The organism is Marinimicrobium sp. C6131 (assembly GCF_026153455.1).
Taxonomy (GTDB): Bacteria; Pseudomonadota; Gammaproteobacteria; order Pseudomonadales; family Cellvibrionaceae; genus Marinimicrobium.
Window position 1 is genome coordinate 21583 of the sequence record NZ_CP110629.1, and the last position, 15286, is coordinate 36868.

Consider the following 15286-nt stretch of genomic DNA (forward strand, 5'->3'; position numbering starts at 1 on the left):
CCCAGCCCATGCATCCGCCGTTTGCACATTACGCATCCGCCACAACCTACCAAACTACCAAGGCAACACCTGCCCATTCGAATGCCAAAAGGTCCCGGTATTCTCCAGAGTCAACTCATCGATCCGCTGCACCAACCGCTGGGCCGCCTCATCCGGCGTGATATCCCCATGGCCGCCAATCATTTCGGTGCCCACCAGACCGGGGTGCAAGATGGCTACCGCCACATCCTGTTTCTTAAGATCTTCCGCCAGCGACTTGCCCGCCGCGTTTAACGCGGCTTTGGACATTCGGTAACCGTATCGACCGCCACTGGTATTGTCCGCGATGGATCCCATCCGGCTGGTGATCAGCGCCACCTTGCCGCCCTTGGCCAATTGCTTGTGCAGGGCATCGGTCACCAACAGCGGCGCCAGGGCGTTGGTTTCGAACTGATCCCGGATACTGTCGATGTTCAGACGCCCCAACTGCTCGTCCCGAAGGATGCCGGCATTATTGATCAGAAGATCGATTGATACTCCCTTCAACGCCGCCACCAGTGTCTCGATTCCTTTGGGGTCAGCCACATCAACCCCATCGATGATAGTGGCGCCACTGTCCGCCAGGGCATCCGATGCCTGGCGACAGGCGGCAAACACCTTGTCTCCCCGGGCAATAAACCGTTTTACAAAGGACAGGCCAATACCGCGGTTGGCACCGGTAATTACAACAGTCTTGCTCATCGGGAGAACCTCCGTTTTTTTGGTATAAGAAGTAAAGGGATGGGGGGTAAATGCTGGGTTTCAACCCCGAAGTAGGCTGTTTATCCTCTCATTTAACATACTTTATAAGACGTAATTTGGCGAAATTGTGACTTCGGATGCTGTGAACGGCCCAGAAAGGGCTTTTAAACTCCTTTAATTATCATATATATTATGATGAAGTGAGTGTTATAAGGGGGCGACTGAAGGGCTATTTGCAGTAAATCTGAAGGTTTTCCCCTGATTCCCCCAAAATAGAGCGACAAATGTATGATAAAAGGGTTGCTAGGTTTATTGTCATACGATAGTATTGTTTTGCTCCGTTATTAAAAATAACCAGTACCTCGGGAGCGAGCCGGACGATATCGGCAGTTCTCAGGTGCGACTATGAAACCCGCAGGAGAGTTGCAATTATGTTTAAGCGTTCCCTACTAAGCCGCAGTATCGCTGCGTCCATCGCCCTGGCTGGCCTGCCCATGCTGGCCCAAGCCCAAGACACCCAAGATGAGCCTCTGCTTGAAGAAGTGGTCGTTACCGGCATTCGTGCCAGCCTGAACCAGGCGATCGACATCAAGCGAGAATCCATGGATGTCATGGACTCCATCGTCGCAGAAGACATCGGTAAACTGCCGGATAACAACGTGGTTGAGTCTCTCCAGCGTGTCGCCGGTGTTCAGGTTACGGATCGTGCTGGCGGTGAAACCAACGTGGTCAGTATCCGCGGTCTTACTGATGTTAGCACCACGGTAAACGGTCGTACCATCTTCACAGCTTCTGGCCGCGCTGTTGCGCTGGCTGATATTCCTTCGACGCTGGTCTCGCGAGTCGATGTAATCAAGAATCGGTCGGCGGAAACCTACGAAAACGGTATTGCTGGCCAGATTGACGTGCACACCTTCCGTCCCTTTGATTTTGATGGCTCTCGCGTATCGGTTTCTGCTCGCGGTATCTATCTGGAAGAAGCGGAAGCGGTGAACCCGACCATCAGTGCGCTCTTCAGCGATCGTTGGGATACTGGGGCGGGGGAGTTCGGTGCACTCGTGAACCTTTCCTATAGTGAGACGGAGTATCGGGATCAGTCTACTACACCTGGTGCTCAGGTGCCGTTTATTGCCCAGGGCCGAGATCTTCCAGATGACCCTAATATCCTTGATGGGAATGGAAATGTTGTGGATCAACGGTACGTGGATCTGCAGCGTATTTTTCCGACTCGACCGGGCGTGCAGGAAAACCCGATTTGGACTGCTGGTTTGGAGAACGGTTTGCCCACCGCTCAGGGATCAACATTGGATATAAACGGCGATCCCGCGGAGTATTACATTTCCCGTGATGCGATGTTCATGTCCGACTTCACCGGTGAACGTGAGCGCCCCGCTGCTAATGTATCGTTGCAGTTCGCTCCAAATGATCGTAGCGAATACACCTTCGAAGCATTCTACAATGGTTACCGCAACGAAGGGTTCAACTCTCTGAACTTTGCGTTTGTAGACTGGTGGGGCAGCCTCGGCGGTTTGAGTGATGACGTGACTGATACTTTCGAGCTGTATGAAGGAACCAATGTTATCAAGGAGCGTACAATCCGTGATGGCTTCACGTTTGGTAGCGGTGATTACTCTACGGGTAAAACCGACTCCTATGTCTACGCGCTGGGTGGCGATTGGGAGCTGACCGATAAGCTCAACCTGAAGTCTGAATTGGTGTATCAGGATAGTGAGTTTGAATCCAGCTTCATTGCGATGCGTAGCACCAATGTTCGTTACGAAACTTATGCTAATTTCAGTGACAAACCGAGCATTGAGTTCCGGGACAATCCGGCAACTCCCGATGTCGATGAAGGCGATCAAAGCGACATCTCCCAATACGCTATGGCCGAAATGTACGACAGCGGAACGCGCAATGAGGGGTCGGCTGTCACCTTTACCGCCGATGCGGAGTACTTTACCGATGGTGCTTTCTTTAAGAAGATTGACTTCGGTATCCGTCACGACGTTCGGGACGCGACCGAGTTTTCCCGTACTCAGGACGCTGCGCCCTGCGATGTCGTAAACACCACCGGCGACGCTGCTAACTGTCAGTTCTCTACTTATGAAGGAGATGGCATCGCGCATATCAACAGCGGTTTTATGGATGCACTAAATGTGCCTCGCACTTGGGCCGTGGTCGATGGTCCATACCTGAAAGCGAATCGTGACTACTTCACAGGTCTCTATGGTCTGGATGCCAACGATCCGTTGTTGGAAGAGTTCGCTATTGAAGAGACAAACACAGCACTTTACGTAGACGCTGAGTTTGAGACAGAAATCGCTGGTAAGCGCCTCGATGGTCAGGTTGGTGTACGTTATGTTGACGTGACTACTGATACTGTTTTCACCGATCAGGTGGATCTCTCTCAGACAGAAGGCAGCACGGATAACCAGGAACTGCTCAGCTTCCTGTCACTGCGCTACAATCTCACCGATGAGTTGATCGCACGTTTCAACTACGGTGAAACTCTGCGTATGCCGGCGTTCGGTGACCTTAATCCGACCATCACCTACTTTGATGACATCACCAACATTGGTTACGGTACTGCAACTGGTGGCAATGCTGATCTTCAGCCGACTACCTCCCAGAACTACGACCTCTCTCTGGAATGGTACTTCGGTGACGCGAGCAATGCTTACGTGACTCTGTTCCAGCGTGACATTGAAGGGCTTGTCGTTGGCTTCCGCAACCGAGTGAACCGTCAGATCGAAGGGTATGACACAGATACCTTTATCCTGTCTCAGCCGGACAATGCGTCCGACGGCGAGCTGTCAGGAGTGGAAGTCGGGTTCAACTATTTCCCCGAAAACCTGGAAGGCTACTGGGATGGTCTCGGCGTTCAGTCCAGCTTCACGTTCCTGGATTCCGAGCAGGTCAATCCGGTCACTAACAGTGCGGGTGAAGTGACTGCCTACGAAAAAGGTCCAATGTTTGGTGTGTCTGACACCTCTTACAGTGTGGCAGTGGCATACGAGCGTGACACTTTTGACGCTCGCTTGGCATATGTATGGCGTGAGGACTTCCTCAACAATAATGAAGCCGCCTTGTTTGCCAATCCGCTGGGTGTGTACCGTGACGCCCAAAGCTCACTGGATTTCCAGTTCAGCTATAATGTATCTGATGAGCTCATCGTGACCTTCGATGCGACCAATCTGACCGAAGAGGTCTATCAGAGTCGTTACGGTAATAGTTATCTGCATACCTTCGGTAACTGGCAGATCAGCCGCACCTTCGCCCTGGGTGCTCGCTACTCCTTCTAAGGAGTGCGGGCAACCCGCAAGGTTGCACACCGTTCAAACCGAACTTGGCCAACCCTCCGGGGTTGGCCTTTTTTGTGTCTGGCCTCCCGACCGCTCGCTGTTATACCATTCAGTCTTGGCTGCTGACTCTCACCAACGTAGAGGAATCTGATTTATGCCCGCTCAAACCGCCCCATTCGGGAGCCTTCCCGATGGCCGTGAGGTCACCCAATTCATTTTGCGCAATAGCAAGGGGATGGAGGTCCGCCTGATCAACTATGGCGGTATCATTACCCACCTGTTCGTGCCGGACCGGGACGGCAATGTCGCCGACGTGGTCATGGGCTTTGATGAGCTGGGCCCCTATCTGACGGATTCCCCGTATTTCGGAGCGCTGATTGGCCGTTTCGGCAATCGCATCGCCGGTGGCCGGTTCCAGTTGGACGGCGTCGAGTATCGGCTGGATCAGAACGATGGAGAGAACCATCTGCACGGAGGTGTGGAGGGCTTTGACAAAAAGCTCTGGGATGCCGAGCCATTTGAAGATGAGCGCGGGGTCGGCGTCCGCCTGAGCCTGGTCAGCCCCGACGGCGATCAGGGTTATCCGGGCTCCTTGTCCGTCACCGTGGAGTATTGGCTGACCGATGATAATCAGTTGATCACCGATTACTGTGCCACTACGGACAAGGCGACCCCGGTCAACCTGACTCAGCACAGCTATTTCAATCTGGCGGGGCGGGGAACCGTGCGCGACCATCAGCTTACTCTGAACGCGTCAAAGTACACGCCGGTCAGTGACAAGCTGATACCGGAAGGGCCTCTCGTTGAGGTAGCCGGTACGGCCTTCGACTTCCGACAGCCCAAGGCCATCGGCTCGGACATTGACGCCGATGACATACAGCTCAAGCGTGCTAACGGTGGCTACGATCATAATTTCGTCGTCGACCGTCAGGGGCAGCAGGGTGAGGTGCTTGCCGCCCGGGCCGTAGAGCCGGTTTCAGGGCGTGTGTTGGAGGTCTGGACGGAGGAACCGTGTTTCCAGTTGTATACCGGCAATTTTCTGGACGGTTCGGTGGAAGGGAAAGGCCAAAAACAGATTCGTCACGGTGCGTTCTGCGTCGAGCCGCAGCATTTTCCGGACTCGCCCAACCAGAGCCGTTTCCCGTCCACGATTGTGCGTCCGGAAGACACCTACCACACCCGGATGAGCTTCCGCTTCAGTAACTGAAATGAATGAGTTGAGTTTAAGTGCCACTTCGTCGGTGGCGCTTCTCTCATTTTGTTGCCTTTCGAATAATATAATATTTAAGTGATTTGTCGAAAAAGTACTATTTTTATGCGATAACATACAAGACGACCACCCCTCCTCCCCCTAACGTAACCTACAGCGATGGATCAGAGTTCGTGTAGGTTGGCGACCGCTTCGCCATTCTTTGATCTCTCGCCTATCGTGATGTCGCCAAGTTCGGCATTGCCGGGTCGGACGGTTCAGTATTCCGCGCTTTGTGCATGCGAAAATTTCCGCACCAGCCGGAACAGGTGAGCCGTCCGGACCTGGCGTTTAATAATCCAAATAAACACAATGCGCAGGAGAGTCCCAAGATGATAGCGAAAAAGTCCATTCTCAGTAGTACGATTGCCACGATACTGTTTGCCGGAGCCCAGGCTTCCGCTCAGTCGGCCTCTCAGGAGGCCGGTATGGAGGAAGTGCTGGTCACCGGTATTCGCTCCAGCCTTCAGCAGGCGATGGATATCAAACGAGACTCGGATGCCGTGGTGGATTCCATTGCTTCGGAGAGCCTGGGTAAGTTCCCTGATACCAACATTGCCGAATCCCTTCAACGAATCACCGGTGTTTCTATCGATCGAAGTGGTGGCGAAGGGCAAAGTGTAACGGTGCGAGGTTTTGGTCCTCAATTCAATACGGTATTGCTCAACGGGCGTCGACAAGTGTCCGACACCGGGGCGAGGTCGTTCAACTTTGACAACCTGCCCGCCGAACTGGTTTCGCGGGTGGATGTCTACAAAAGCGCGCAGGCTCGCCTTCAGTCCGGCGGTATTGGTTCCACTATTGTGATGCACACACCGCGCCCCCTGGATATCGGTAGCTTCAAAGCGGTAGGTTCGGCCAAGATGTTGCACGAAGACCTGTCCGGTGAGAGTACGCCGGAGCTGTTCGGGATGGTGAGTAACACCTTTGCGGATGGGCGTATGGGGGCACTGCTGTCGGTGACCTATGAAGAGCGGAAGAATCGTATCGAACGCTTCCTAACCGACGGTATTCTTACCGCGCCGCGCGATGGTTTGACGTTGATTGCCGATGACTTGGCGGACCAAGGCTACTCGGCGGACGACCAGTTTTTTATTCCGCAGGTTCTGAATATCAGTCCCATTGATGAGCAGCGTGAGCGCATCAACATCAACAGTACGTTTCAGTTCCAGGCGACTGAAGACCTGACCTTTACGCTGGACGCGATGTTCAACGACTTTGACGTACAGACTCAGTCCAACACACTGACTTTCTTTGTAACGCCATCCATTATTACGGACGCCACGTTCGATGAAAATCGTACGGCGACAGAGTTTACCCAGAACCAGAACGCTGCGACCGACTTCACTATGGCAGAGCGTAGCCGGCCGTCCGAGTCACAGGCGTTTGGCTTTAACGCCGATTGGGATTTTGCACCGGGCTGGAATGTGGCATTTGATACCAGCTATTCCAAAGCGGAGTCCGGCGGTGCCAGTGGTACCAATGTGGGCGTGGTTGGTTTCCGCGATGACGGTTTCACGCTCAGCTATGATGAGAACGGTATGCCGTCCTACAGCGGCGTGACGGATGCGCAGATCAATGATCCGAGCTTGCCTAAAGCCCATTTTTTCATGCGTGGTATCGGTGGCGGACCTTTGGGTGGTGCGGCGGATATCGAACATGACCTTTTTGAGCAGCGGGTGGACTTTGAGTGGCAGGCTGACTTTGAGCACCTGAAAACCGTTACCTTTGGTGCCCATTATTCCGATGAGTCGGAGAGCACGACCAGTCGGACGTCCGACAACCCGTGTATTTATTGCGGTTATCAGACGGATGTACCCGACGATCTGCTGGCCATAGCCGCTGAGGGTGGCAACTACATGGATGGCGATATTGACGTCCCCGCTACCTGGCAAACCGCTGACCTGGATGCCCTGATATCCTGGCTGGAGACCCCCGAGGCGGCGGCTGCAAGAGACGAAGCGGCCGGTCTAGAGCCCGGCACGACTCAAGCGGCGTTGGACGAGAGCAACGGCTATGCACTGGCGTTGCAGTCCAGTTCAACGGAAATCGATGAAACCGTAATGTCGATCTATGCCAGTCTCAACTTTCAGGGGGAGCTGGGTGACATGCCCTGGAGCTTGAATGCGGGTGTGCGCTATGTGGAAACCGAGACTACGCCGTTTGGTATTTCCGCCCCTCTGCTGGATCTTCGTGAAATCCCCAGCGACCCGACCGCCTATGACGTGGTGGATGGCAATGAGCAGGTGGTTAGCGCCAATAACAAGTATGATCATTTTCTACCGGCATTGGATTACCGTTTGAATCTGAACGACGATATGGTCATTCGTTTTGCCGCTTCGCAAACGCTGACTCGTCCCCCGTTCGGGGCCCTGTCTCCTCGCACTACCATCGGTACCGCACGTCCAGGCAATCTGCAGGCGAGTAGTGGTAACCCGAATCTCGAGCCCTACGCATCGGACAACCTGGATCTTGCCTATGAGTGGTATTACCAGGAGAGCGGCTACTTTACGGTGGGGCTCTTCCAGAAAAGGGTTGAGAATTTCCTGGTCAATACCGTTCTGCAGCAGGAGTTTGAAATTCAGGATCAGGACAACCTGTTTGATGGTAATCCGGTATTTGAAGTAAGCACTCAGGATAACCTGGAAGATGCGACCGTTGACGGGGTTGAGTTGGGCTTCCAGCACACCTTTGACTATCTGTCGGGTGTCTGGAGCGGTTTTGGTTTTACCGCCAACGCGACGCTCGTGGATAGCGACGCTGAACTCGACACGGGTGATATCAGTCAGACCTTTGCGCTCGAAGGGCTGGGCGACTCCTACAATATCGTCGGTTTTTACGAGCGGGGCAATTTTGAAGCCCGCCTGGCGTGGAATCAACGCGACCGCTTCCTGCAAACGGCGGTCGGTTTCGGGGGCGAGCCAACCTATGTCGAAGACTATGAGCAGATCGACGCGCGGGTAAGCTACAGTCTGAGCGACAGTCTGTCGGTATTTGTCGAAGGGGTGAACATTACCGATGAGAAGTATCAGAAGGTAGGCCGTTACGACAACCAGATTCTGTTGCGAGAACAAACCGGTCCCCGTTACACCGTGGGGGTACGGGCGGAGTTTTAATGCTGACTGGCCGGGGCTGCCCCGGCCTTTTTTCATATTGGGAGTAGCAACATGAACAAATCCGTTTTGAGTCTGGCCATGCTGGCCCTTTGTCTGGGCGCTTGCTCAAATACTGGCAGCGGCCCAGGCAATAACGTTGTATTGAGCAGTCCGGACGGTAGTGTTCGGGTCAGCGTTTCGCTGAACGCCGAGGGGGCGCCGGAATATCAGGTTTTTCACGACGGGCGAGCCGTGCTTGAGCCGTCGGATCTGGGCATTCGCTTACAGAACGCCGCTTTTGAACAAGGCCTGTCCCTGGCGAGCGCGTCCGAGCCGGCATTGGTGGAAGACCACTATGAAATGCACCAGGGCAAACAGCTGGACATTCACTACCGGGCCAACGAGCAGACGCTGCGCTTTGCCAACGCGGACGGCGAGCCCCTGGTGATTCGTCTGCGCGCCTCCGATGACGGTGTGGCCTTCCGCTATGAATTTCCGGGTGAGGGCACCAAGCGTTTTGAAAAAGAAAACACGTCGTTCGACTTCCCCGCCTCGGCCAAAGCCTGGATGCAACGCATGCAGGTGGTCAACACCGGCTTCGAGGGCACCAATCCGGCGTACGAAGAACACTATGAAATGGAAATACCGGTGGGTACCGAGTCCCCCTCGGAAGCCGGCTGGGTTTTCCCCGCTCTGTTTCACAGCAATGGCGACTGGGTGCTGCTGAGTGAAGTCGGGATGCAGAGCAATTTTCACGCATCCCGTCTGCAGCCACAGTCGCCGGAAGGGGAATACCGCATCGGTCTGCCGATGGAAGGGGAGGTGTTCACCGGGGGCGAGCGGCTCGCTCATGATACCGGCGCCTTTCACTCGCCCTGGCGCACCATTACGGTCGGCAGTCTGGCCGATATTACCGCCTCCACCATGGGCACCGATCTGGCGGAGCCCTCGGTGATTGCAGATGCCGACTTTGTCGAGCCGGGCATGGCCAGTTGGAGCTGGGGGCTGCTCAAGGATGAATCGATCACCTACGACATTCAGAAGTGGTACATCGACTACGCGGCTGACATGGACTGGGAATACACTCTGGTGGATGTGAACTGGGACCAGAACATCGGCTATGAGCGCATGCAGGCGCTGGTGGACTATGCCGCGTCTAAAGAGGTGGGATTGATTCTCTGGTACAACTCCGCTGGAGACTGGAATACCGCGCCCTATACCCCTCGTGACAAGCTGTTGACCCGGGAATCCCGGCGCGCAGAGTTCGCCCGCCTGCAGGCAATGGGTGTGCGTGGTGTCAAAGTGGACTTCTTCCCCGGCGACGGTCAGTCCGCCATAGCCTACTATCGGGACCTGCTGCAGGATGCCGCCGACTTCGAGCTGATGGTCAACCATCACGGCTCCACTCTGCCGCGCGGTATTCAGCGGACCTTCCCGAACATGATGACCATGGAGTCGGTGCACGGCATGGAGATGGTGACCTTCTTCCAGGAAACCGCCGATAAAGAACCCAGTCACGCGGCGATGCTGCCGTTTGCCCGCAACGTGTTTGATCCCATGGACTACACACCCACCGCGTTCAATCACCTGCACAACCCGGAAGTGACCCGCAAAAGCCGCAACGGCATGCAACTGGCCATGCCGGTGGTCTTTGTGTCGGGGCAGACCCACATTGTGGAGACGCCGGACGGTATGGCGGAGGTGCCCGAGTATGTCAGGGCGTTTTTGCGTGATCTTCCCGTGGTGTGGGACGAATCCCGTCTGCTGACGGGCTATCCGGGTAAGCATGCGGTGTTTGCCCGCCGCTCCGGTGAGCGCTGGTATATCGCCGGTCTCAACGGCGAGGACGAGCCGAAGTCTCTGGAATTGGACCTGTCCTTTGTCGGCGATGCGGAAGGCACCCTGATCACGGACGGGAACGAGCCCCGTACCTTTGAGCAGCGCACCGTGGAGGCCGGCCCGCTGGAGCTGACCCTGGCGCCCGCTGGTGGGTTCGTGGCGGTCTTTGAGTAGGTTTTTTCCGCTATTGGTAGTATAAATTATTATAGTATAAAATATGCACTTCATCCCGCCCGGCACTGCCGGGCCGGGTTGGCAGGAGAGAGCCGGCGCTAGTGTACCCCGTCACTAATACCGGTCCGTCAAATAAGAGGTGCACAATGAAACACGTTATTACTGGTTGGAGCCGGTCGATGGCTCTGATCGCTCTGGCACTGGCCGCCCTGATCGGCTGCGCCACTCAGAGTGACTCCAATTCATCCTCCACCGCCGAGCGCGATGGAACCTTCACCAACCCGCTGTTCCCCAACGGCGCTGACCCCTGGCTGGAATACTGGGATGGTAATTACTATCTGACCACCACCACCTGGACCGCTGAGTTGGTGATGCGCAAGTCCCCGACTCTGGCGGGGCTGGCTGACGCCACACCGGTCAACATCTGGTCTGATACCGACCCCAAACGCAACGCCAACTTCTGGGCGTTTGAGTTTCACCGCCTGAAAGGCCCCAATGGTTATCGCTGGTATGTGATGTATACCGCGGGTCAGGACGGTACCCTGGACCACCAGCATCTGAATGTGCTGGAGAGTGTGGGGGATGATCCCATGGGCCCTTACGAGTACAAGGCGCCGATTATGCCCGATCAGTGGAACATCGATGGCACCTACCTCAAGCACGACGGCAAGCTGTACCTGCTGTACTCCCAGTGGCACGGTGATGAGCAGTTGAACCTGATCACCGAAATGGAAAACCCCTGGACCCTGAAAGAAGACTCGCCCAAGACCGTGATCACCCGTCCCGAGCTGGACTGGGAAATCAGTGGCCGTAAGGTGACCGAGGCGGCGCAGATTCTGCAACGCAACGGCCGTACCTTCATGATTTATTCCGCCAGCTACTGCAATACCCCGGACTACAAATTGGGTATGCTCGAGCTGGTGGGTGAAAACCCTCTCAACGCGGATCACTGGAAACAGTATCCGGAACCCGTTTTCCAGCGCGGTAATGGTGTCTACGGCCCCGGTCATAACGGCTTCTTCCCCTCGCCGGACGGTACCGAAGACTGGCTGGTGTATCACGGTAACTCTTCAGTGGAGCACGGTTGCAGCTCGACCCGTTCCCTGCGCGCCCAGAAGTTCACCTGGAACGAGGATGGCACTCCTAACTTTGGTGAGCCCGTTCCCGAAGGTCAGCCAGTACAGCGTCCCTCGGGTGAAAACGGTCCGCTGGTGACCCGCATTCAGGGGCAGCACTATCAGATCGTAAACGCCACCACCGACCTGTGCCTGGATATCGCCACCGCACCGGAAGACAACCGCACCCGCCAGGCCGCCTGCAACCCCAACAACGGTCAGTGGGTCATTGACCCGGTGACCGATGGCTATTTCCGCATCGCCAACAACCACGACAGCAAGTTTCTGGAAGTGGAAAACTGCAGTGCCGGCGACAATGCACGAGTACAGCAGGCCGCCTGGCGCAACAATGCCTGTCAGGAATGGAGCCTGGAGTCGGGTGATGGGGGTCACAGCGTGATCACCAACCGGGCCACCGGCAAGCCGCTCGCGGTCGCCGGCTGTTCAGCCAATGAAAACCAGTCGGTTCTGCAGCAGAACGATGACAGTGCGTGCAAGCAGTGGCGCCTGCAGCCGATGAATGAAGTCGCCATCATCAGTGAACAGAGCGGTCGTGTGGTCAGCGTCGCCGGCGATGATGCCAACGTCGAGCAGCACGCCTGGACCTATGGCGACCACCAGACGTGGCGGTTCAAACCCACCGATTCCGGTTACTTCGAGCTGAGCCCGAGCAGTGCCGAGAATGAGTGCCTGGCGGTGACCGACGAAGCGGTCGTTCCCGGTGCCAATCTGGAAGTGGACGAGTGCGGCTCGAAAACCAGCCAGTGGGGGCTCAAGTTCCTTGAGGGCGGCGCCGTCAGCCTGGTGAACCGCTATACCACTGAGGTGGTGGATGTGGCCAACTGTGGCCTGGCCGATGGCACCAATCTGGCACTTGGCCCCGACCTGGAAAACCGCTGCCAGCGTTTCCATCTGCGCGCCGCGAACTGAGTCTCGGCACCGTACGGCGGTGCCAAAACCGCCCGTGGGTCGGATTACAGCCTTTGGCCTAATCCGACCCACCGGGGGTTGCACTTCTTTAATATTGTACTATAATACCAACTATCCAAAGGCGAGCGGGAAATTGGGCCTGTTTGCCGGAGCGACGGTAACCTCTCCTCCAACGATGTTACCGGGGTTCATTTGGATTCTCCTTAAGGCTTGGAAATCGCTGAAGTTGACAGGCAGTTCAGTGGTTTCGTGTCTCTCACTCGATGTTGGTTGATATCGAGGTCTCCCTCGCCTCTGTACCGTAAGGTCCAGAGGCTTTTTTATGGGTTAAAAATCGTTCATAATGTCGTATTATCTGATAATCCCTTTATTGAACTTTGTTGACTAACACGCTACCTTTGCAGGCTTAACGTCAATCCCCAATAACATGGATTCCTGCTATGGCCGTATTTGAGCGCAACTTCAACCTTTCCCAGCGTATGACGCAAGAGCTGGGCAAGGCTATCGTGTGCGGTGTTTACCCCAAGGATGAAAGCCTGCCGACCGAAGCCGAGCTGTGTGAACAGTTTGGCGTAAGCCGGACGGCGGTGCGCGAGGCGGTCAAAATGCTCTCGGCCAAGGGGCTGATTTCCAGCCGGCCCCGGCAGGGCATCCGGATTCTGCCGGAGCAGGAGTGGAACATTTTTGATTCGGACCTGCTGCGCTGGTCGCTGGAAGGCAACCCCTCATTGCGGGTGTTGCGCGAGTTCCTGCAGATGCGCATCGCCATCGAGCCGGAAGCGGCGTCTCTGGCGGCCCGGTTTGCCGACGAAGCGGCCATTGATGCGATTGGCGAGGCGCTTGAAGGGATGCGCGAAGCCAAGAACAAACCGGAAGAGGGGCTTCAGGCGGACATCAATTTTCATGTCAGTATTCTGTTTGCCAGTAAAAACCGCTTCTACATCCGCCTGCGGGACTTCATCCAGACCGCGCTGAATGTCAGTATTCGCCATACCAACGTGATCAAGGGCGATCACGACGCGATCGTCGATGACCATGCGAAGGTTTACAACGCCATTCGCAATCGCAACCCGGAGCGGGCCAAGGCAGCCATGTTGTTGCTGATCGACGAGGCGCTGACCTTCATCGAAGAAGAGTTGGCCGAAGCCGGTGAAACCATCCCCGAGTCGCGCTGAACGAGGCGGTTCCCGCGCGTCCAATTCTGGGGCGTTAGTGGCAAACTGTGCTAAGATGCGCGCAGTTTGAGAATCCACGAGGCCCCGTGCCATGCACTGTCCCTTCTGCGGCGCTGAAGATACCAAGGTTGTCGATTCCCGTCTGGTGGCTGAAGGCGACCAGGTGCGTCGACGTCGGCAATGCCTGTCCTGTAGTGAGCGGTTTACCACCTACGAGGTGGCCGAGCTGGTGATGCCCCGTATCATCAAGCAGGACGGCACCCGTGAACCCTTTGACGAAGCCAAGCTGCGTGCCGGCCTGCTGCGGGCGCTGGAGAAGCGTCCGGTAAGTATCGAGTCGATCGAGTCGGCGATCAATCAGATCAAACACTTCCTCCAGGCTACCGGCGAACGCGAAGTGCCGTCGCTCAAAGTGGGCGAAAAAGTCATGGAAGAGCTGCGGAAACTCGACGAAGTGGCCTATGTGCGCTTCGCTTCCGTATACCGTCGCTTCAAGGATCTCAACGAGTTCCGCGAGGAAATCGATCGCCTGGAGCGTCACGAACCCAAGGCCCAAGTTTAACCGCATGCCTCTATCGGACCTCGACAGCCCGTTCATGGCGCGCGCTTTGCGTCTGGCGGAGCGTGGCCGCTATACCACTCCGCCCAATCCCTGCGTGGGTTGCGTGATCACGCATGAGGGGCAGGTGATCGCCGAGGGTTGGCACCAGCGAGCGGGCGAAGCGCACGCTGAGGTCAACGCGCTGCGCGAGGCGGGGAGGCTGGCCCGGGGAGCCACGGCGTATGTCACTCTGGAGCCGTGCAACCACACCGGGCGCACCGGCCCCTGCAGTCAGGCGCTGATCGACGCCGGTATTGCCCGGGTGGTCTTTGGTATGGAAGACCCCAACCCCCGGGTGGCCGGGGAAGGACTGGTGCGGTTGCGCGCCGCCGGTGTCGAGGTTGATGGCCCCCTGCTGGAAGAGGACGCCCGCGCACTGAACCCCGGCTTTATCAAGCGGATGGAGCGCGGCCTGCCCTGGGTGCGCTGCAAATTGGCCATGAGCCTTGATGGTCGCACCGCCATGGCCAGCGGCGAGAGCAAATGGGTCACCGGCCGTCGGGCCCGGGAAGATGTCCAGCGCCTGCGCGCTCGCAGCGGCGCGATCATCAGCGGTATCGATACCGTGCTGATGGACCAGGCTGCGCTGACCGTGCGGGCCGACGAATTGAAACTCGATAACGCGGAAGCGATTGCCGAGCGCCAGCCGCTGCGGGTGATTTTGGACTCCCGCGGGCGCATGACCCCCGATGTGCCATTGCTACAGCATCCGGGACCGGTGTTGCTGGTTCACAACGGTGGGGCTTCTGGAACGGACTGGCCGGCACAGGTGGAACTCCTCGAGTTGCCGGGCCGCGATGGACGTATCGATTTGACCGCGCTGCTGCGCGAGCTGGCCCGACGGGAGTGCAACGACGTACTGGTAGAGTCCGGGGCGACTCTGGCCGGGGCGTTTCTGGGGCAGGGGTTGCTCGATGAGCTGGTGGTCTACATGGCACCCAAACTACTCGGCAGCAACGCGCGGCCCCTGTTTCAGTTGCCACTGGATTCCATGGCGGCCCAGTTGCCACTGAAAATTCACGACATCCGGGCGGTGGGCCACGATTGGCGCATTACCGCCAGCCCGGATCCGGAGGGTTGATAAAC

The 15286-nt window shown here is 56.6% G+C and carries 9 protein-coding genes; 8 read left to right on the forward strand and 1 reads right to left on the reverse strand.

Annotation, left to right across the window (positions count from 1 at the left end; all coding sequences use genetic code 11):
* Nucleotides 1-54: 54 nt before the first annotated feature.
* On the reverse strand, nucleotides 55-720 hold the full coding sequence (locus OOT55_RS00080) for an SDR family oxidoreductase (RefSeq protein ID WP_265367168.1): 666 nt from the start codon (nucleotides 718-720) through the stop codon (nucleotides 55-57).
* Between the two features lie 431 nt (nucleotides 721-1151).
* Between OOT55_RS00080 and OOT55_RS00085 the strand changes: the two genes are divergently transcribed.
* From OOT55_RS00085 to ribD, 8 genes are all read left to right on the forward strand, one after another.
* Complete coding sequence (locus OOT55_RS00085; RefSeq protein WP_265367169.1) at nucleotides 1152-4022, forward strand: TonB-dependent receptor; 2871 nt, start codon at nucleotides 1152-1154, stop codon at nucleotides 4020-4022.
* A gap of 154 nt (nucleotides 4023-4176) precedes the next feature.
* Complete coding sequence (locus tag OOT55_RS00090) at nucleotides 4177-5229, forward strand: aldose epimerase family protein (RefSeq protein WP_265367170.1); 1053 nt, start codon at nucleotides 4177-4179, stop codon at nucleotides 5227-5229.
* Between the two features lie 374 nt (nucleotides 5230-5603).
* Nucleotides 5604-8387, forward strand: a complete 2784-nt coding sequence (locus OOT55_RS00095; protein WP_265367171.1) for a TonB-dependent receptor — start codon at nucleotides 5604-5606, stop codon at nucleotides 8385-8387.
* Nucleotides 8388-8438: 51 nt separating this feature from the next.
* Complete coding sequence (locus OOT55_RS00100; protein WP_265367172.1) at nucleotides 8439-10379, forward strand: glycoside hydrolase family 97 protein; 1941 nt, start codon at nucleotides 8439-8441, stop codon at nucleotides 10377-10379.
* A gap of 179 nt (nucleotides 10380-10558) precedes the next feature.
* Nucleotides 10559-12424, forward strand: coding sequence for an RICIN domain-containing protein (locus OOT55_RS00105; RefSeq protein ID WP_265367173.1), 1866 nt, complete (start codon nucleotides 10559-10561; stop codon nucleotides 12422-12424).
* A gap of 440 nt (nucleotides 12425-12864) precedes the next feature.
* On the forward strand, nucleotides 12865-13599 hold the full coding sequence (locus OOT55_RS00110) for a FadR/GntR family transcriptional regulator (protein ID WP_265367174.1): 735 nt from the start codon (nucleotides 12865-12867) through the stop codon (nucleotides 13597-13599).
* Nucleotides 13600-13690: 91 nt separating this feature from the next.
* A complete protein-coding gene (nrdR, locus tag OOT55_RS00115; protein ID WP_265367175.1) occupies nucleotides 13691-14161 on the forward strand; it encodes a transcriptional regulator NrdR in 471 nt (156 codons plus the stop codon).
* A gap of 4 nt (nucleotides 14162-14165) precedes the next feature.
* Complete coding sequence (gene ribD, locus OOT55_RS00120; protein WP_265367176.1) at nucleotides 14166-15281, forward strand: bifunctional diaminohydroxyphosphoribosylaminopyrimidine deaminase/5-amino-6-(5-phosphoribosylamino)uracil reductase RibD; 1116 nt, start codon at nucleotides 14166-14168, stop codon at nucleotides 15279-15281.
* The last annotated feature ends 5 nt before the right edge of the window (nucleotides 15282-15286 follow it).

Excerpts from the sequence above, each read along its gene's own strand:
- OOT55_RS00080 (WP_265367168.1), bottom strand. The coding sequence starts at position 720 with ATGAGCAAGACTGTTGTAATTACCGGTGCCAACCGCGGTATTGGCCTG.
- OOT55_RS00085 (WP_265367169.1), top strand. The coding sequence starts at position 1,152 with ATGTTTAAGCGTTCCCTACTAAGCCGCAGTATCGCTGCGTCCATCGCC.
- OOT55_RS00090 (WP_265367170.1), top strand. The coding sequence starts at position 4,177 with ATGCCCGCTCAAACCGCCCCATTCGGGAGCCTTCCCGATGGCCGTGAG.
- OOT55_RS00095 (WP_265367171.1), top strand. The coding sequence starts at position 5,604 with ATGATAGCGAAAAAGTCCATTCTCAGTAGTACGATTGCCACGATACTG.
- OOT55_RS00100 (WP_265367172.1), top strand. The coding sequence starts at position 8,439 with ATGAACAAATCCGTTTTGAGTCTGGCCATGCTGGCCCTTTGTCTGGGC.
- OOT55_RS00105 (WP_265367173.1), top strand. The coding sequence starts at position 10,559 with ATGGCTCTGATCGCTCTGGCACTGGCCGCCCTGATCGGCTGCGCCACT.
- OOT55_RS00110 (WP_265367174.1), top strand. The coding sequence starts at position 12,865 with ATGGCCGTATTTGAGCGCAACTTCAACCTTTCCCAGCGTATGACGCAA.
- nrdR (WP_265367175.1), top strand. The coding sequence starts at position 13,691 with ATGCACTGTCCCTTCTGCGGCGCTGAAGATACCAAGGTTGTCGATTCC.
- ribD (WP_265367176.1), top strand. The coding sequence starts at position 14,166 with ATGCCTCTATCGGACCTCGACAGCCCGTTCATGGCGCGCGCTTTGCGT.